General features: G+C 68.5%; 12 protein-coding genes. 5 read left to right on the top strand and 7 right to left on the bottom strand.

The window, feature by feature from the left end; all coding sequences use genetic code 11:
- Nucleotides 1–9: 9 nt before the first annotated feature.
- A complete protein-coding gene (gene sucD / locus LRX76_RS03520) occupies nt 10–885 on the top strand; it encodes a succinate--CoA ligase subunit alpha (protein WP_231802148.1) in 876 nt (291 codons plus the stop codon).
- Between the two features lie 58 nt (nt 886–943).
- Here sucD and LRX76_RS03515 read toward each other — a convergent pair whose 3' ends face one another.
- The gene (locus LRX76_RS03515; protein ID WP_231802146.1) at nt 944–1,180 is read right to left on the bottom strand and encodes a hypothetical protein; all 237 of its coding nucleotides are present in this window, start codon (nt 1,178–1,180) and stop codon (nt 944–946) included.
- A gap of 87 nt (nt 1,181–1,267) precedes the next feature.
- Between LRX76_RS03515 and LRX76_RS03510 the strand changes: the two genes are divergently transcribed.
- Nucleotides 1,268–1,651 carry a DUF559 domain-containing protein gene (locus tag LRX76_RS03510; protein ID WP_231802627.1) on the top strand — a complete coding sequence of 128 codons (384 nt, stop codon included), beginning with the start codon at nt 1,268–1,270 and terminating at the stop codon, nt 1,649–1,651.
- 4 nt (nt 1,652–1,655) lie between these two features.
- The gene (locus LRX76_RS03505; protein ID WP_231802144.1) at nt 1,656–3,296 is read left to right on the top strand and encodes an NAD+ synthase; all 1,641 of its coding nucleotides are present in this window, start codon (nt 1,656–1,658) and stop codon (nt 3,294–3,296) included.
- Between the two features lie 214 nt (nt 3,297–3,510).
- Here LRX76_RS03505 and LRX76_RS03500 read toward each other — a convergent pair whose 3' ends face one another.
- Nucleotides 3,511–4,395 carry an outer membrane protein assembly factor BamD gene (locus tag LRX76_RS03500; protein ID WP_231802142.1) on the bottom strand — a complete coding sequence of 295 codons (885 nt, stop codon included), beginning with the start codon at nt 4,393–4,395 and terminating at the stop codon, nt 3,511–3,513.
- A gap of 114 nt (nt 4,396–4,509) precedes the next feature.
- On the opposite strand from LRX76_RS03500, the gene rluD reads away from it, so the two are divergent.
- Nucleotides 4,510–5,493 carry a 23S rRNA pseudouridine(1911/1915/1917) synthase RluD gene (gene rluD / locus LRX76_RS03495; RefSeq protein ID WP_231802140.1) on the top strand — a complete coding sequence of 328 codons (984 nt, stop codon included), beginning with the start codon at nt 4,510–4,512 and terminating at the stop codon, nt 5,491–5,493.
- Between the two features lie 585 nt (nt 5,494–6,078).
- The gene (pgeF, locus tag LRX76_RS03490; protein WP_231802138.1) at nt 6,079–6,852 is read left to right on the top strand and encodes a peptidoglycan editing factor PgeF; all 774 of its coding nucleotides are present in this window, start codon (nt 6,079–6,081) and stop codon (nt 6,850–6,852) included.
- 354 nt (nt 6,853–7,206) lie between these two features.
- Here pgeF and LRX76_RS03485 read toward each other — a convergent pair whose 3' ends face one another.
- From LRX76_RS03485 to LRX76_RS03465, 5 genes are all read right to left on the bottom strand, one after another.
- Nucleotides 7,207–8,196 carry a hypothetical protein gene (locus LRX76_RS03485; RefSeq protein ID WP_231802136.1) on the bottom strand — a complete coding sequence of 330 codons (990 nt, stop codon included), beginning with the start codon at nt 8,194–8,196 and terminating at the stop codon, nt 7,207–7,209.
- 12 nt (nt 8,197–8,208) lie between these two features.
- Nucleotides 8,209–8,430 (bottom strand): hypothetical protein, encoded by a 222-nt coding sequence (locus LRX76_RS03480; RefSeq protein ID WP_231802134.1) that lies wholly within the window; start codon nt 8,428–8,430, stop codon nt 8,209–8,211.
- A 440-nt stretch (nt 8,431–8,870) separates the two neighbouring features.
- Nucleotides 8,871–10,556 carry a malate dehydrogenase (quinone) gene (mqo, locus tag LRX76_RS03475; RefSeq protein ID WP_231802132.1) on the bottom strand — a complete coding sequence of 562 codons (1,686 nt, stop codon included), beginning with the start codon at nt 10,554–10,556 and terminating at the stop codon, nt 8,871–8,873.
- Between the two features lie 282 nt (nt 10,557–10,838).
- Nucleotides 10,839–12,209, bottom strand: coding sequence for an alpha,alpha-trehalose-phosphate synthase (UDP-forming) (gene otsA / locus LRX76_RS03470; protein WP_231802130.1), 1,371 nt, complete (start codon nt 12,207–12,209; stop codon nt 10,839–10,841).
- Complete coding sequence (locus tag LRX76_RS03465) at nt 12,206–13,990, bottom strand: glycoside hydrolase family 15 protein (protein ID WP_231802127.1); 1,785 nt, start codon at nt 13,988–13,990, stop codon at nt 12,206–12,208. Before LRX76_RS03465 ends, otsA begins: the two co-directional genes overlap by 4 nt.
- Nucleotides 13,991–14,074 lie beyond the last annotated feature (84 nt).

Below are 14,074 nucleotides of genomic sequence, written 5' to 3'. Positions count from 1 at the left end.
GAATCGACAATGTCTGTAATTGTTAACAAGAACACCAAGGTGCTCGTGCAGGGCTTCACCGGCCAGCAGGGCACCTTCCACGCCACCCAGATGATCGAGTACGGCACCCAGGTGGTCGGCGGCGTCACCCCGGGCAAGGGCGGCACCACCCACCTCGAACTGCCGGTGTTCGACACCGTCAGCGATGGCGTCAAGGCCACCGGCGCCGACGCCTCGGTGATCTACGTGCCGCCGCCGTTCGCGGCCGACGCGATCCTGGAAGCCATCGCCGCCGGCATCAAGGTGATCGTGGCCATCACCGAGGGCATCCCGGTGCTGGACATGCTGCGCGTGAAGAACGTGCTCAAGGAGCATCCGGACGTGGTGCTGGTCGGGCCGAACTGCCCGGGCATCATCACCCCGGGCGAGTGCAAGATCGGCATCATGCCGGGCCACATCCACCAGAAGGGCAAGATCGGCATCGTCTCGCGCTCGGGCACGCTGACCTATGAAGCGGTCAAGCAGACCACCGTGGCCGGCCTGGGCCAGTCCACCGTCATCGGCATCGGTGGCGACCCGATCAACGGCCTGAACTTCGTCGACTGCATCAAGCTGTTCAACGAGGATCCGCAGACCGAGGGCATCATCATGGTCGGCGAGATCGGCGGCGACGCCGAGGAGACCGCGGCCGAGTACATCAAGGCCAACGTCAAGAAGCCGGTGGTCGGCTTCATCGCCGGCGCCTCCGCGCCGAAGGGCAAGCGCATGGGCCATGCCGGCGCGATCGCCTCCGGCGGCAAGGGCACGGCCGAGGGCAAGTTCGCCGCGCTGGAAGCGGCTGGCGTCACCACCGTCCGTTCGCCGGGCGACCTGGGTGCGGCCATTGCCGAGCGCTTGAAGAAGTAAGAGCCGACGGCCTTCGGGCGACGGTAACAGAAGGCCGCCTTTGGGCGGCCTTCTTGTTTCAAGGGCTGCCCTCATCCGCCCTTCGGGCACCTTCTCCCGCAAGCGGGAGAAGGGAGCAGAGCAAATGCTGCTCTCGCTCCTGCTCCTGCTCTTGTTCCTGCTCCTGCTCTTGTTCCTGTTCCTGTTCTTGCTCCTGCCTTTGCTTTTGCCCTTGCTTCTGCCAATCCTTCTCCCGCTCGCGGGAGAAGGTGGCGCGTAGCGCCGGATGAGGGCGCTTTTCGCGCAAAGACTGCATTCCCCCACATATCCAAGCAAACTTCGCCGATAGGATATCGCTGCCGTTGGTTGCATTTTTCCCGTGCAGATCGCATGGGAGAAATCGGTGCGCGAAGGACAGAAGCGCGGGTTGGCCCGCAAATTGCGTCGGGACATGACCGAGGCCGAGCGCCAGCTCTGGTATCGCCTCCGTGATCGCCGCCTGCTGGGGTGCAAGTTCCGTCGGCAATGGCCCGTCGGACCCTATGTCGCGGATTTCGCCTGTCTCGAGCATCGATTGATCCTGGAGCTGGATGGCAGTCAGCACCTGAATTCGGCCCACGATGGTGTTCGCGACGAGTTCTTGCGTCGCCAAGGCTTCGCCGTGCTGCGCTTCTGGAATAATGACGTGCTGGCAAAGACCGACGATGTCTGTGATGCCATCCTGCGATGGCTGTCCGACCGATCTTCCATTCTTTCTCCCAGCAGGGAGAACCCGGAAAAAGGCTGATGAAATGTCCAAGCCCCTTCGCATCGCCATGGCCCAGTTCGACTTCCCGGTCGGCGCGGTGGCTCAGAACAGCGACCGGATCATCGAGCTGATCGCGCAGGCGCGCGACGAGCTGGGGGCCGACGTGGTGCTGTTCCCGGAACTGGCGGTCAGCGGCTACCCGCCGGAGGACCTGCTGCTGCGCCCGGGCTTCCTGGCGCACTGCGAGCAGGCCATCGGCCGCATCGCCGCCTCGGTGCAGGGCATCGCCGCGGTGGTCGGCTGGCCGCAGAGTGCCGGCAGCGTGGTCTACAACGCCGCCAGCGTGCTGCGCGACGGCCGCATCGAGACCACCTACCGCAAGCGCGAGCTGCCCAACTACGCCGTGTTCGACGAGCGTCGCTACTTCGACGTCGACCCGGACGGCGGCGCCTGCACCTTCCAGATAGGCGAGGTCACGCTGGGCCTGGTGATCTGCGAGGACCTGTGGTTCTCCGAGCCGCTGGACGACAGCGTGCGCGACGGTGCGCAGCTGGTGCTGGTGCCCAATGCCTCGCCTTACGAGCGCGGCAAGCATGCCCAGCGCGACGCGCTGCTGGCCGAGCGCACCCGCGACAGCGGTGCGGCGATCGCCTACCTCAACGTGGTCGGCGGGCAGGATGCGCTGGTGTTCGACGGCGCATCGGTGGTGGCCGACGGCGACGGCACCGTGCACCCGGCCGCGGCGGCGTTCACCGAGCAGTGGCTGGCGGTGGATTTCGATCCCGAAGGCCGCCGCTTCACCCCGGTGCTGTGGATGGACGACGGCGACGAGAGCATGGACGCGCTGGCCTGGCGCGCGGTGGTGCGCGGGATGCAGGACTACTGCCGCAAGAACGGCTTTTCCAAGGTGCTGCTGGGCCTGTCCGGCGGCATCGACTCGGCGCTGGTGCTGGCCATCGCGGTCGATGCGATGGGCGCGGGCAACGTCACCGCGGTACGGCTGCCATCGCGCTATACCGCGGACCTGTCCAACGACCTGGCCGCCGAGCAGTGCGCGGCGCTGGGCGTGCAACTGGAGACCATCGCCATCGAGCCGGCGTTCGAGGGCTTCCTCAAGGCGCTGGAGCCGGTGTTCGCCGGCACCGAGCCTGACATCACCGAGGAGAACCTGCAGTCGCGCAGCCGTGGCGCCATCCTGATGGCGCTGTCCAACAAGTTCGGCGGGCTGCTGCTGACCACCGGCAACAAGAGCGAGTACGCGGTCGGCTACGCCACCATCTACGGCGACATGTGCGGCGGCTACGCGCCGCTGAAGGACCTGTACAAAACCGAGGTGTTCGGCCTGGCGAAGTGGCGCAACACCGTGGGCGGGGCGCCGGTGATCCCGCCGGCGGTGATCGCGCGGCCGCCCTCGGCCGAACTGCGTCCCGACCAGACCGACCAGGACTCGCTGCCGGCCTACGACGTGCTCGACGGCATCCTGTACCGCTACGTCGACCAGGAGCAGTCGCGCGAGGAGATCGTCGCCGCCGGCTATGCGGCCGAGGTGGTCGACAAGGTGCTGCGGCTGGTGCGCATCAACGAGTGGAAGCGCCACCAGGCCGCGCCGGGGCCCAAGGTGTCGCGGCGCGCATTCGGCCGCGAGCGGCGCTATCCGATCACCAACGGCTATCGCGGGGAATAGGGACGGGCCGGGGCGGCTTGGTGGGCCCTGTTTCCCCTGCTTCGACGCTGCCGATTCGTCCCGGATCTGCACAGGCAAGCTCCCTACTCCCGCCTGCGGGGGAAGGGGGCAGCCCCCATCCGCCCTTCGGGCACCTTCCCCCGCAAGCGGGAGAAGGGGAAATCGGCAAGAAAAAGGGGCCTTGCGGCCCCTTTTTCCATGCTTGTCAGTCAGCTCACTTGCGGTCGATCACCGCGTTGCGCTGCCCGGTCGCGGCCGATTTCTCGCCGGCGAATGGGTTGAGCTTGCGGATCGCCCACGGGTACTTGGGCCAGTTGCCGGCCAGCCACGGATGCTGCGGCTGGTTGAGCTCCAGCACGCGGCGGGCATCGTCGGCCAGCGTCTGGTTGCCCAGGCGGGTGTACGCCTCGGCCAGTACCGCCACCGCGTCGTACTGGAAGGCGCTCTGCGGGTAGGTTTCCAGGATGTAGTTGGCGCGGCTGGCGGCCGACACCCAGGCGCCGCGGCGCATGTAGTACAGGGCGTTGTCCAGCTCGGCCTGGGCGAAGATGTCGCGCAGGGCGAGCATGCGCTGGCGCGCGTCGGCGGCGTAGCGGCTGTTGGGGTAGCGGTCGGCGACGATGTTGAAGTCACTGTAGGCCTGCTGCGGGGTGGACAGGTCGCGGCGGCTGGGATCCAGCGACCACACCCGGCGCAGGAACACGGTGTCGCGGTTGGAATTCGACAGCCCGCGCAGGTAGTACAGGTAGGCGATGTTGCGGTGGGTCGGGTAGGTGCGGATGAAGCGGTCGATGCTGGAGATCGCATCGTCGTGCTTGCCGGCCTTGTACTGGGCGTAGGCGGTCTCGATCATCGCCTGCTCGGTGTACGGGCCGTAGGGATATTGCGCGATCAGCCGCCTGTAGCTGGTCTCGGCGCCGGACCAGTTGCCCTTCTCCATCAGGCCGTGGGCCCGCTCGTAGATCTGCTCGACCGGCATGCCCTCTTCGGGGTTCTTGCCCTTGGTGCCGCGGTGGCAGCCGGTGGCGACGAACGCGATGACCAGCATCAGCGCGATCAGGCGGAGGGGCGAAAAGCTTGGGGCAGGGCGTCGGATCATGGGGGTAGGGCGGGACGCGTCAGGAAATCGAAAGGTCGATGATAGCCTAGTGGCCTGTCCCGCGACTGACTTGACCGTCGCCCGGGCCCCGTATCCGTCCACGCAGTGCCTTCCATGTCCGACCCGAATCCCGAATTTTCCCGCCAGGCGGCGGTCCCCGACAGCGCCGCCGGCCGCCGTTTCGACGCGGTGCTGGCCGAGCTGTTTCCCGAATTCTCGCGCTCGCGCCTGGCCGAATGGATCAAGTCCGGGCAGGTGCTGCTGGACGGCGTCCAGGTGCGCCCGCGCGACCCGGTGCGCGGTGGCGAGGTTGTCAGCCTGCGGGCGGTGCAGCAGACCCAGACCCATGCGCAGCCGCAGGACATTCCGCTGGACGTGCTGTACGAGGACGAGCACCTGTTCGTGATCGACAAGCCGGCCGGGCTGGTGGTGCATCCCGGCGCGGGCAATCCGGACGGCACCCTGGTCAATGCGTTGCTGCACCGCGACCCGGCGCTGGCCGCGCTGCCGCGCGCCGGCATCGTCCATCGCCTGGACAAGGACACCAGCGGGGTGATGGTGGTGGCGCGCACGCTGCCGGCGCAGACCGCGCTGGTGGAGCAGCTGGCCGCGCGCGACGTGCACCGGCAGTACCTGGCGGTGGTGGTCGGGGCGCTGGTGTCCGGCGGTACCGCCGACGCGCCGATCGACCGCCATCCGCGCGACCGGCTGAAGATGGCCGTGCGCGAGGACGGCCGCGATGCGGTCACCCATTACCGCCTGCGCGAGCGCTTCCGCGCCCATACCGCGCTGGAATGCCGGCTCGAGACCGGCCGTACCCACCAGATCCGCGTGCACATGGCCCATCTGAAGCATCCCATCGTCGGCGATCCCGTCTATGGCGGCGCGCTGAAGCTGCCCAAGGGCGCCACCGAGGCGCTGGTCGCCGCGCTGCGCGGCTTCCGCCGGCAGGCGCTGCACGCCGAGACGCTGCAGTTCGCGCACCCGGTAACCGGCGAACCGGTGAGCGCCAGCGCGCCGGTGCCGCAGGACATGCTGCAGCTGCTGGCGGCCTTGCGCGAGGATTCGCGGCTGGCAGCCGAGCGCGAACGGCGCTGAGCGGGGAGGGGCGGCGATGATGCCGATGACTGGCTATCGATCCGATACCGGAGTTTTCCGGGGCCGCGGCGAGGGATTTCCGCGCCTTGCGGTCCGGGAAAGCGCCGATCGCCGCTCCTGCGCCGGCGCGAGCCCATGGACGTTGCCGTGTCCGGTCCGAACACCGCCGGATGGGGCAGCCATGACCGGTCATGACCGGCCGTTCGGCTGTGGTGAAGCATTTCGGCTGCCGGAAGGTACTTCCCGCGTTCGCGCGGATGACGAGGGGCGGCGAGCAAGCGTGCTGCCGCATCCGATATCGAACGTCGCTCATGCTTGCCCGCCAGGTCACGTTCCGCTGCAACGGTCGGTAGGAGCGACTTCAGTCGCGATGGGGATTGGCGGTAAGGCTTCATCGCGACTGAAGTCGCTCCTACAGGGCGAGGGCCGGGTTTCGCAGGGGGCCGTTGGCCACCGCGGCGGCGTCCTGCCGATCGCGATGGTTCCCGATGTGCAGCAACGACGCCCGGACGTCGACGCGGCGGACGGCAGTGTGCCGGCGTGGACGACTACGCCGCGTCGGGTGCAGCCCGGAAACGGTCGGCGATGAACGAGATCGTGCTGCAGGCCGACTGGCCGGCGCCGCCGCAGGTGCGTGCCTTCACCACGCTGCGCCACGGTCTGGGCGCCTCCGAACCGCCGTTCGATACGTTCAACCTCGGCAACCGCAGTACGCCCGAAGGCGACGATCCGGCGCGGGTGCAGCGCAACCGCGAGCTGCTGGCCGAGCGCATGGCGCTGCCGGGTCCGCCGCACTGGCTGCGGCAGGTGCACGCGACCGATGTGCTGCGTTTCGACACCGCGCCTGTCGCCAGCGGCATCGAGTCGGAACCGGTGGCCGATGCCGCGGTGACCTCGGTGCCCGGCGTGGTCCTGGCGATCCTGACCGCCGATTGCCTGCCGGTGGTGCTGGCCGCTGCCGACGGCAGCGAAGTCGCCGCCGCGCATGCCGGCTGGCGCGGACTTGCCGATGGCGTGCTGGAGCGCACGGTGCAGGCGATGCGCACCGCGCCGTCGCGGCTGCGGGCGTGGCTGGGGCCGGCGGCCGGGCCGCAGGCCTACGAGATCGGCGAGGAGGTGTTCGAGGCCTTCGTCGGCCGCGAGGCCGCCGCCGCCGGCGCTTTCGCGGCCACCCGGCCGGGACACTGGCGGGTGGACCTGTATGCACTGGCGCGCAGGCGGCTGGCCACGGCGGGCATCGCGGCGGAGCGGGTGCACGGCGGTGGCCTGTGCACGATCTCGGACCCGCAGCGCTTCTATTCGCATCGTCGCGACCGCCGCAGCGGGCGCATGGCGACGCTGGCATGGATCGCTCCCTGAGAGTGCGCCGGCGGCCTGGCCAGAGTGCCGCCGGTACTAAGTCGTCCTCGAAGCAAACGGCCGGCAAGCATCGCAACGATGCCGAATCCCGCTGGGCTCCCGCTGCCTCGCCGCCGCTCTCTCCCATCCGGGCTGCCCACTGCCGGTGATCGTCGCCGTGCGCATGCCCGTGCAAGCGCAGGCACGGAGCCTTTCCTGTCCAGCCCGGTAGGCCCCCGCCTGGGCGGGAGCCCCGATGCAGGGCGTTTCCGCTCCCTGCCTGCAGCGTCCGCTGTGCGGGCATGGCAGGGCTGCCTCGGGTCGGCCGTCCTCGCTCGCTGACGCGGCGGCGGGGCCGCGTCAGCGTCCGGCCGGTCAGGCGGCGATGTCGTCGTCGTCGATCTGCAGGTAGACCAGGGTCTGGTTGAGCACCTGGTAGGCGATCTCGCCGAAGGTGACCGGTCCGACCAGTTGGCCCGTGCGCTTGCCCTCCAGTTCCGAGTACAGGAAGTTGAGGATGCAGTTGCAGCTGAACACGGGATTGGACGCGACCTGGGGAAGCCGTCGCGAGAATTCCTCCACGTAGTCGGCGACCGGTGCCGCCAGCCGGTACTCGACGCCGTGGAAGACGGGCGCATACAGCTTCACCCGGCCCTTCGCGGCATCGATCGACTGGATGCCGACGTTGATCATCTCGCCGTTGTAGTCCGCCACCAGCGGTAGCCGGGGATCGGCCTGCCTGGCGGCGAGGTACTCGGAGAACGTCCGCGGCCGGCCGTTGACCAGGCACTGGCCGATCTCGAAGCCGTCCTCCGGGAACGTCAGCACGTCGCCATCGTCCTGGCGGAAACAGTTGACGATGCCGATCGAGGCCCGGCTGCTGCCGGCCAGCGTGGCATGCAGGGCCACGCAGCCTCCGTCGTAGCGCTTGCCGCTGGTGCCGTCGTAGACCCTGGGCAGGGTCCGGCCCAGTTCGGCCAGGTCGACGCCGGCGACCCAGCCGGCGATGTGCTTGAGGTAGAGGCCCGGGTAGTCCGGCGAATCCTGGGCGTAGCGGACGTGGGCCTGGCTGCCGTTGGGCAGGATCAGCAGGCTGAAGCCATGGTCGGGCGAGTCGTCGACGATCCGGGCCAGGTCGGCCACGTCGTACCAGTGGATGCGCACGCCGGTGACCGAGCGCGGCAGTTCGGTGACGAAGACCAGATCGCGGCTGTGGACGCCTCCGCGCTGGTCCATGAAGTAGGGGATCGTCCCGCCGATCCAGTTGCCGCGCGGCAGGCTGTCCAGCAGCGATTCGTCTCCTGCCAGGTACAGCGTGGCGCCGGCACGGATCTTCTCCGCGACTTGTTCGGGTGTGGTCAGCATCGGTGTTCTCCCTCAGAAGTAGGCCAGCAGTTCGTCTTTGTAGAGGTTCTCGTACTTGCAGAAGAAAGCATGGGCTTCGTCGATGCAGGCCTGCAGCGTCTGCGCGGAAGGATCGGCTTTCACCTTGCGTGCGCACTGGCCCAGCATCATGTTGCCGGCGAATACGCGAAACGTGGGCTTGATGTCGCCACGTACGAGGGCGGCCCACTTGGGATTGTTCTTGCTCGGAATCATCGCTGTTCCTCCCGCGGATTGACTGAAGAATCCCCCTCTCCCGGGCTATCGGCGGGTGTCGTGCCGGGTTGAGGCGGCCAGGCACGGAATGGCGCGATCGAGGGGGCGGCTTTTCGTCGCGGCGGTGCGCACGCGGCAGGGTTTGTTCGCGAGCGGAGGCGAGGTTGCGCCCGTGCGGCGGGTGCCGGGCACCGGGCGGCGAATGCCCTGTGCTGTTGGGAGAGGCCGGCTTTCGAGAGGGAGCCAGGCCTGGCCCGCGGCATACGGGCGCTGGCTCCTGACGCTGGCCGGCTCGCCGGATCGCCTCGCTGCGGGAGGCCGCTGCTGGCTGGATTTCGCACAGACACGAAAAAGCCGACGCTCGGAGCGAGCGTCGGCTTTGCAAGCGGATGCCACGATGTGCCGCATGGCCGGCGCCTCGAGGCGCCGGCGGCGAGGGACTACAGCGCCTGCAGCTCCGGGTTGACGTTGCGGCTGGCCGGCCGGTCCGGCTTGGCGGCCGGATCCTGGGCCGGGGTGGCATGCGTGTCGGGCACTTCCAGGTACGGCAGGTTCAGGGCCTGGCTGGTCATGCCGCGGATCTCGTTGGTCAGTTCCGGGCTGTCGTTGATCTTGCGCCCGTAGGACGGGACGATCTGCTTCAGGCGTTCCTGCCAGCCGCCGGCCATCTGCTGGGGGAAGGCCTTGGCCAGCAACTCGAGCATGATCGGCGGCGAGGTGGAGGCGCCGGGGGAGGCGCCCAGCAGCGCGGCGATGGTCTTGTCCTGGTCGGTCACGATCTCGGTGCCGAACTGCAGCACGGCGCCCTTCTCCGGATCGCGCTTGATCACCTGCACGCGCTGGCCGGCCGTCACCAGCTTCCAGTCCTCGGGCTTGGCGTTGGGGTAGTACTTGAGCAGTTCCGCCTGGCGGTCCTTGTCGGTGAGCCGGGCCTGCTGCATGAGGTACTTCACCAGGTCCAGGTTCTCCGCGCCCACGCCCAGCATGCCGAGCAGGTTGTTGTGGTTGACCGAGGAGAACAGGTCGAACCAGGAGCCTTCCTTCAGGAACTTGGTGCTGTACAGCGCGAACGGCCCGAACAGCACCACCGGCTTGCCGTCGAGCTTGCGCGCATCCAGGTGCGGCACCGACATCGGCGGCGCGCCGACCTCGGCCATGCCGTAGGCCTTGACGTCGTGGCGGTCGGCGATGGCCGGCGACTCGAACGCCAGGAACTGGCCGCCGACCGGGAAGCCTGCGTAGTTCTTCGATTCCGGGATGCCGGACAGCTGCAGGATCTTCAGTGCGGCGCCGCCGGCGCCGATGAAAACGAACCTGGACTTGACGGTGCGTTCCTTGCCGCTGTTCAGGTCCTTGACGGTGACGTTCCAGGTCTTGTCGCCGTTCTGGCGCAGCGCGGTGACCTCGTGCTGCAGCTGCAGGTGGAAGTTGGGATTGCGCTGCAGGCCCTTGGTCAGCTCGTTGGTGATCACGCCGAAGTTGACGTCGGTGCCCAGCGGCATGTAGGTCGCGGCGACCTTCTGGGCGGGATCGCGGCCTTCCATCAGCAGCGGAGCCCACTGGCGGATCTGCGCCGGGTCGGTGGAGAACTGCATGCCGTAGAACAGCGGGTTCTGGACCAGCGCGTCGTGGCGCTTGCGCAGGTACTCGATGCGGTCATCGCCCCACACGAAGCTCATGTGCGGGGTGGGGTTGATGAAGGCCGACGGCGTGGGCAGGCGGCCTTCCTTCACCTGGTGCGCCCAGAACTGGCGCGAGACCTCGAACTGCTCGGCGATGCCGACCGCGCGCTTGGTCTCGATCGAGCCGTCCGGCAGTTCCGGGGTGTAGTTCAACTCGGCGAAGGCCGAATGCCCGGTGCCGGCGTTGTTCCAGCCATTGGAGCTTTCCAGGGCCACGCCATCGAGGCGTTCGAACAGTTCCACCCGCCAGTCCGGCTGCAGTTCCTGCAGGTAGGTGGCGAGCGTGACGCTCATGATGCCGCCGCCGACGAGCACGGCGTCCACCGGCGTGTCGTTCTCGGCGGCGGGGACCGAACGCTCGTGGAGCGGCCAGTAGAGGAACAGGGCCAGTGCGACAATCAGCAGCACGGCAAGGCCGGCCACGGCCTTGAGGAGTTTCTTCATGACGATTCCAGATCGGGGTGGGGGCGTATGCGGGCGTACGGACGCCTCGTCTGGCTACGTACACGGACTTCGCTTGGCATACGCGACGCATTCTAACCGAGGCCGGTCCGCTGCGCGGCCGCAGCGCCGCGGCGTTCCCCGGGGCCTGTCGATGGTTCCGATTGAAGGCATCAATCGGGCACGGATGCGCGGCGGTGCCGTGGCGAGGATCCGGCCGCGGGAGCGACCCTGCATGGAGCAGTCGCCTGTTCCCCCCGGCTACGGGAGGGCATGAGCAGGGGCTCAGGCCTCTTCCAGCGCCTGCAGGTAGCTGCGCCGCCAGTAGGAGATGTCGTAGCGGCGCAGTTGTTCCATCATCACCCGCCAGCGCTCGATGCGCTTGGGCAGGGACATGGTGGCGGCGGTGGCGATGGCGTCGGCCACGCCGTCCAGGTCGTACGGGTTGACCAGCAGCGCGCCGTGCAACTCGTCGGCGGCGCCGGCGAACAGCGACAGCACCAGCACGCCGGGGTTCTCCGGGTCCTGCGAGGCCACGTATTCCTTGGCCACCAGGTTCATGCCGTCGCGCAGCGGCGTGACCAGCCCGACCGAGGCGCTGCGGTAGAAGCCGGTGAGGGTGGAATGGGCGAAGTTCTGGTTGACGTAGCGCAGCGGCGTCCAGTCCGGTTCGGCATGGCCGCCGTTGATGTGGCCGGCGATCTGTTCGAGCTGGTTGCGCAGGTGGCGGTACTCGTTGACGTCGCCGCGCGAGACCGGCGCGATCTGCAGGTAGGTCAGGCTGCCGCGCTGGTCGGGATGGCGCTCGAGGTAGCGCTCGAAGCCGAGGAAGCGCTCGGGCAGTCCCTTGGAGTAGTCCAGGCGGTCCACGCCGATGGCGAGCTGGCGCCCGCGCAGGCTCTGCCGCAGGTCGCGCACCGCAATCTTGGAGGAGGACTGGCGCGACTGCCGCTCGATCAGCTCGGTGTCGATGCCGATCGGGAACGCGGCGGTGCGCACGCGCGGGCCGCCTGGCACTTCCACCGTGTTCGGGTCGACGATCCGGCCGCCGCCGAACAGGCGCACGTAGGCCTGGAAGCGGTCCACGTCGCGCTGGGTCTGGAAGCCGACCAGGTCGTAGGCGTACATGCTGGAGAACAGCCGCACATGGTCCGGCAGCGCCTGCATCAGGTCGGCCGAGGGCATCGGCACGTGCAGGAAGAAGCCGATCTTGCCGCCGAAGCCGCGTTCGCGCAGCAGCGAGCCGAGCGGGATCAGGTGGTAGTCGTGGATCCAGACGGTGTCGTTCTCGCGCAGCATCGGCGCCAGCTTCTCGGCGAACAACGCGTTGACCCGGCGGTAGCCCTCGCGGGTGGCGCGGTCGTAGTCCACCAGGTCCAGGCGGAAGTGCAGCAGCGGCCACAGCGTGCGGTTGGAGAAGCCGTTGTAGTAGCCGTCCAGGTCGTGCTTGGTCAGGTCCATGGTGACGAAGCGGATGTCGCCGTCCACCTGTTCGTGCAGGCGTCCGCTGTCCTCGCCGCGCGCGGTCTTGCCGCTCCAGCCGAACCACAGCCCGCCGCGCTCCTTGAGCGCGGCCAGCAGTCCCACCGCCAGGCCACCGGCACGGCTTTCGCCGGGCAGCGCGACGCGGTTGGATACCACCACCAGCCGGCTCATGAGGCCTCCTTCCAACTACGCGACAGCCGCATCGCAGCGATGATAAGCCCCACGTGTGAATACGTCTGCGGGAAGTTGCCCCAGGGCTCGCCGCCCTCGCCGAAGGCCATGTCCTCCGACAGCAGGCCCAGGTGGTTGCGGCGGGCGAGGATGCGCTCGAACAGCTCGCGCGCCTCGTCCATGCGCCCGATCGCGGCCAGCGCGTCGATGTACCAGAACGTGCAGATGGTGAAGCTGGTCTCCGGCGTGCCGAAGTCGTCCGGGGCGATGTAGCGGTACAGCGCATCGCCGTGCTTGAGCACCTTGCCGATGGCCTCGACGGTGCCGATGAAGCGCGGGTCTTCCGGCGCCACGAAGCCCAGGTCCGCCAGCAGCAGCAGCGAAGCATCCAGGCGCTTGCCGCCGAAGGTATCGGTGAAGTGGCCCAGTTCCTCGCTCCAGGCCGCGTCGATGATGCGCTGGTGGATGCTGTCGGCGCGCTCGCGCCAGTAGCCGGTGCGCTCGTGCAGGCCGAGCCTGTCGGCGATCTTGGACAGGCGGTCGCAGGCGGCCCAGCACATCACTGCGGTGTAGGTGTGCACCTCGGCGCGGCCGCGGAACTCCCACAGCCCGGCGTCGGGCACGTCGAACAGCGCGTAGGCGCGCTCGCCCGACGGTTCCAGCCGGCGGAAGGTGGCGGCATCGCCCTGGTCCTTCAAACGCTGGTCGAAGAACAGCTGGGTGGAGGCCAGCACCACGCTGCCGTAGACGTCGTGCTGCTTCTGGATCCAGGCCAGGTTGCCGCGCCGCACCGGGCCCATGCCGCGGTAGCCGGCCAGGGACTCGACCTCGTCCTCGTGCAGCTGTTCCTCGAAGTTGATGCCGTACAGCGGCTGCAGGGTGCCGTCGCTGGTGGCGATGTTGAAGATGTAGCCGATGAACTGCTCCATCGTGCGGGTGGCGCCGAGGCGGTTGAGCGCGCGCACCACGAAGGCGGCGTCGCGCAGCCAGCAGTAGCGGTAGTCCCAGTTGCGCGGGGTGTCCGGCGCCTCGGGGATGGAGGTGGTCATCGCCGCGATGATCGCGCCGCTGTCCTCGTACTGGCACAGCTTCAGGGTGATGGCGCTGCGGATCACCGCGTCCTGCCAGTCCAGGCGGATGGACAGGTAGCGCACCCACTCGCGCCAGTAGTCCTCGGTGCGGTCCTGCGCGTAGTGCACGTATTCGGAGATGATGCGCTGCAGCGATTCGTCCACGCCCAGCACCAGGTGCACCGGGTGGCCGAGCACGAACGCGGTGCCCTCGCGCACGAACCGCACCGGAACGTCGGTGGTCAGGCGCAGGGTGAAGTCCGGCAGCATCCAGCGGATGTGGTTGCTGCCCCAGGTGGACTCGGGCACGTTGGCGCCCCAGTCGCTCAGCGGCCGCGCACGCACGCGGATGCGCGGGCTGCCGGCCAGCGGGGTGACCTTGCGGATGATGCTGACCGGCCGGTAGAAGCGCCCGTTCTCGCGCCAGCGCGGGGCGAAGTCGATCACCTCGATCGCGCCGCCGTGGGCGTCGCGCAGCACCGTGCGCAGGATCGCGGTGTTGGTGACGTAGTGCTGCTCGCTGGCGGCGAAGTCCTCCAGCTCGATGCCGAAGTCGCCGCCCTCGTGCTCGCGCGGGGACAGCAGCGCGCAGAACGCCGGATCGCCGTCGAAGGCCGGCATGCAGCTCCAGACCACGCGGGCCTGCCTGTCCACCAGCGCGCCGAAGCTGCCGTTGCCGATGACGCCGAGTTCGAGGTTGGCTTCGCTCATTGGGGGTGAGGTTCCTTGTGTGGAAAGCATGTCGTCGCCGCCGGGAAACGCGGCGTGAAAGCAACCCGGCCTGCTGGGGGAAGG

This window comes from Stenotrophomonas sp. MMGLT7, assembly GCF_021168555.1.
GTDB lineage: Bacteria > Pseudomonadota > Gammaproteobacteria > Xanthomonadales > Xanthomonadaceae > MMGLT7.
Note: the sequence above shows the minus strand (reverse complement) of the source record. Positions and strands in the feature narration are given on the sequence as shown.

Bases quoted from the DNA above. Each gene is read 5' to 3' on its own strand.
- otsA (WP_231802130.1), bottom strand. From the start codon at position 12,209: ATGAGCCGGCTGGTGGTGGTATCCAACCGCGTCGCGCTGCCCGGCGAA.
- LRX76_RS03515 (WP_231802146.1), bottom strand. From the start codon at position 1,180: ATGCAGTCTTTGCGCGAAAAGCGCCCTCATCCGGCGCTACGCGCCACC.
- pgeF (WP_231802138.1), top strand. From the start codon at position 6,079: ATGAACGAGATCGTGCTGCAGGCCGACTGGCCGGCGCCGCCGCAGGTG.
- rluD (WP_231802140.1), top strand. From the start codon at position 4,510: ATGTCCGACCCGAATCCCGAATTTTCCCGCCAGGCGGCGGTCCCCGAC.
- LRX76_RS03500 (WP_231802142.1), bottom strand. From the start codon at position 4,395: ATGATCCGACGCCCTGCCCCAAGCTTTTCGCCCCTCCGCCTGATCGCG.
- sucD (WP_231802148.1), top strand. From the start codon at position 10: ATGTCTGTAATTGTTAACAAGAACACCAAGGTGCTCGTGCAGGGCTTC.
- LRX76_RS03505 (WP_231802144.1), top strand. From the start codon at position 1,656: ATGTCCAAGCCCCTTCGCATCGCCATGGCCCAGTTCGACTTCCCGGTC.
- LRX76_RS03480 (WP_231802134.1), bottom strand. From the start codon at position 8,430: ATGATTCCGAGCAAGAACAATCCCAAGTGGGCCGCCCTCGTACGTGGC.
- mqo (WP_231802132.1), bottom strand. From the start codon at position 10,556: ATGAAGAAACTCCTCAAGGCCGTGGCCGGCCTTGCCGTGCTGCTGATT.
- LRX76_RS03485 (WP_231802136.1), bottom strand. From the start codon at position 8,196: ATGCTGACCACACCCGAACAAGTCGCGGAGAAGATCCGTGCCGGCGCC.
- LRX76_RS03465 (WP_231802127.1), bottom strand. From the start codon at position 13,990: ATGAGCGAAGCCAACCTCGAACTCGGCGTCATCGGCAACGGCAGCTTC.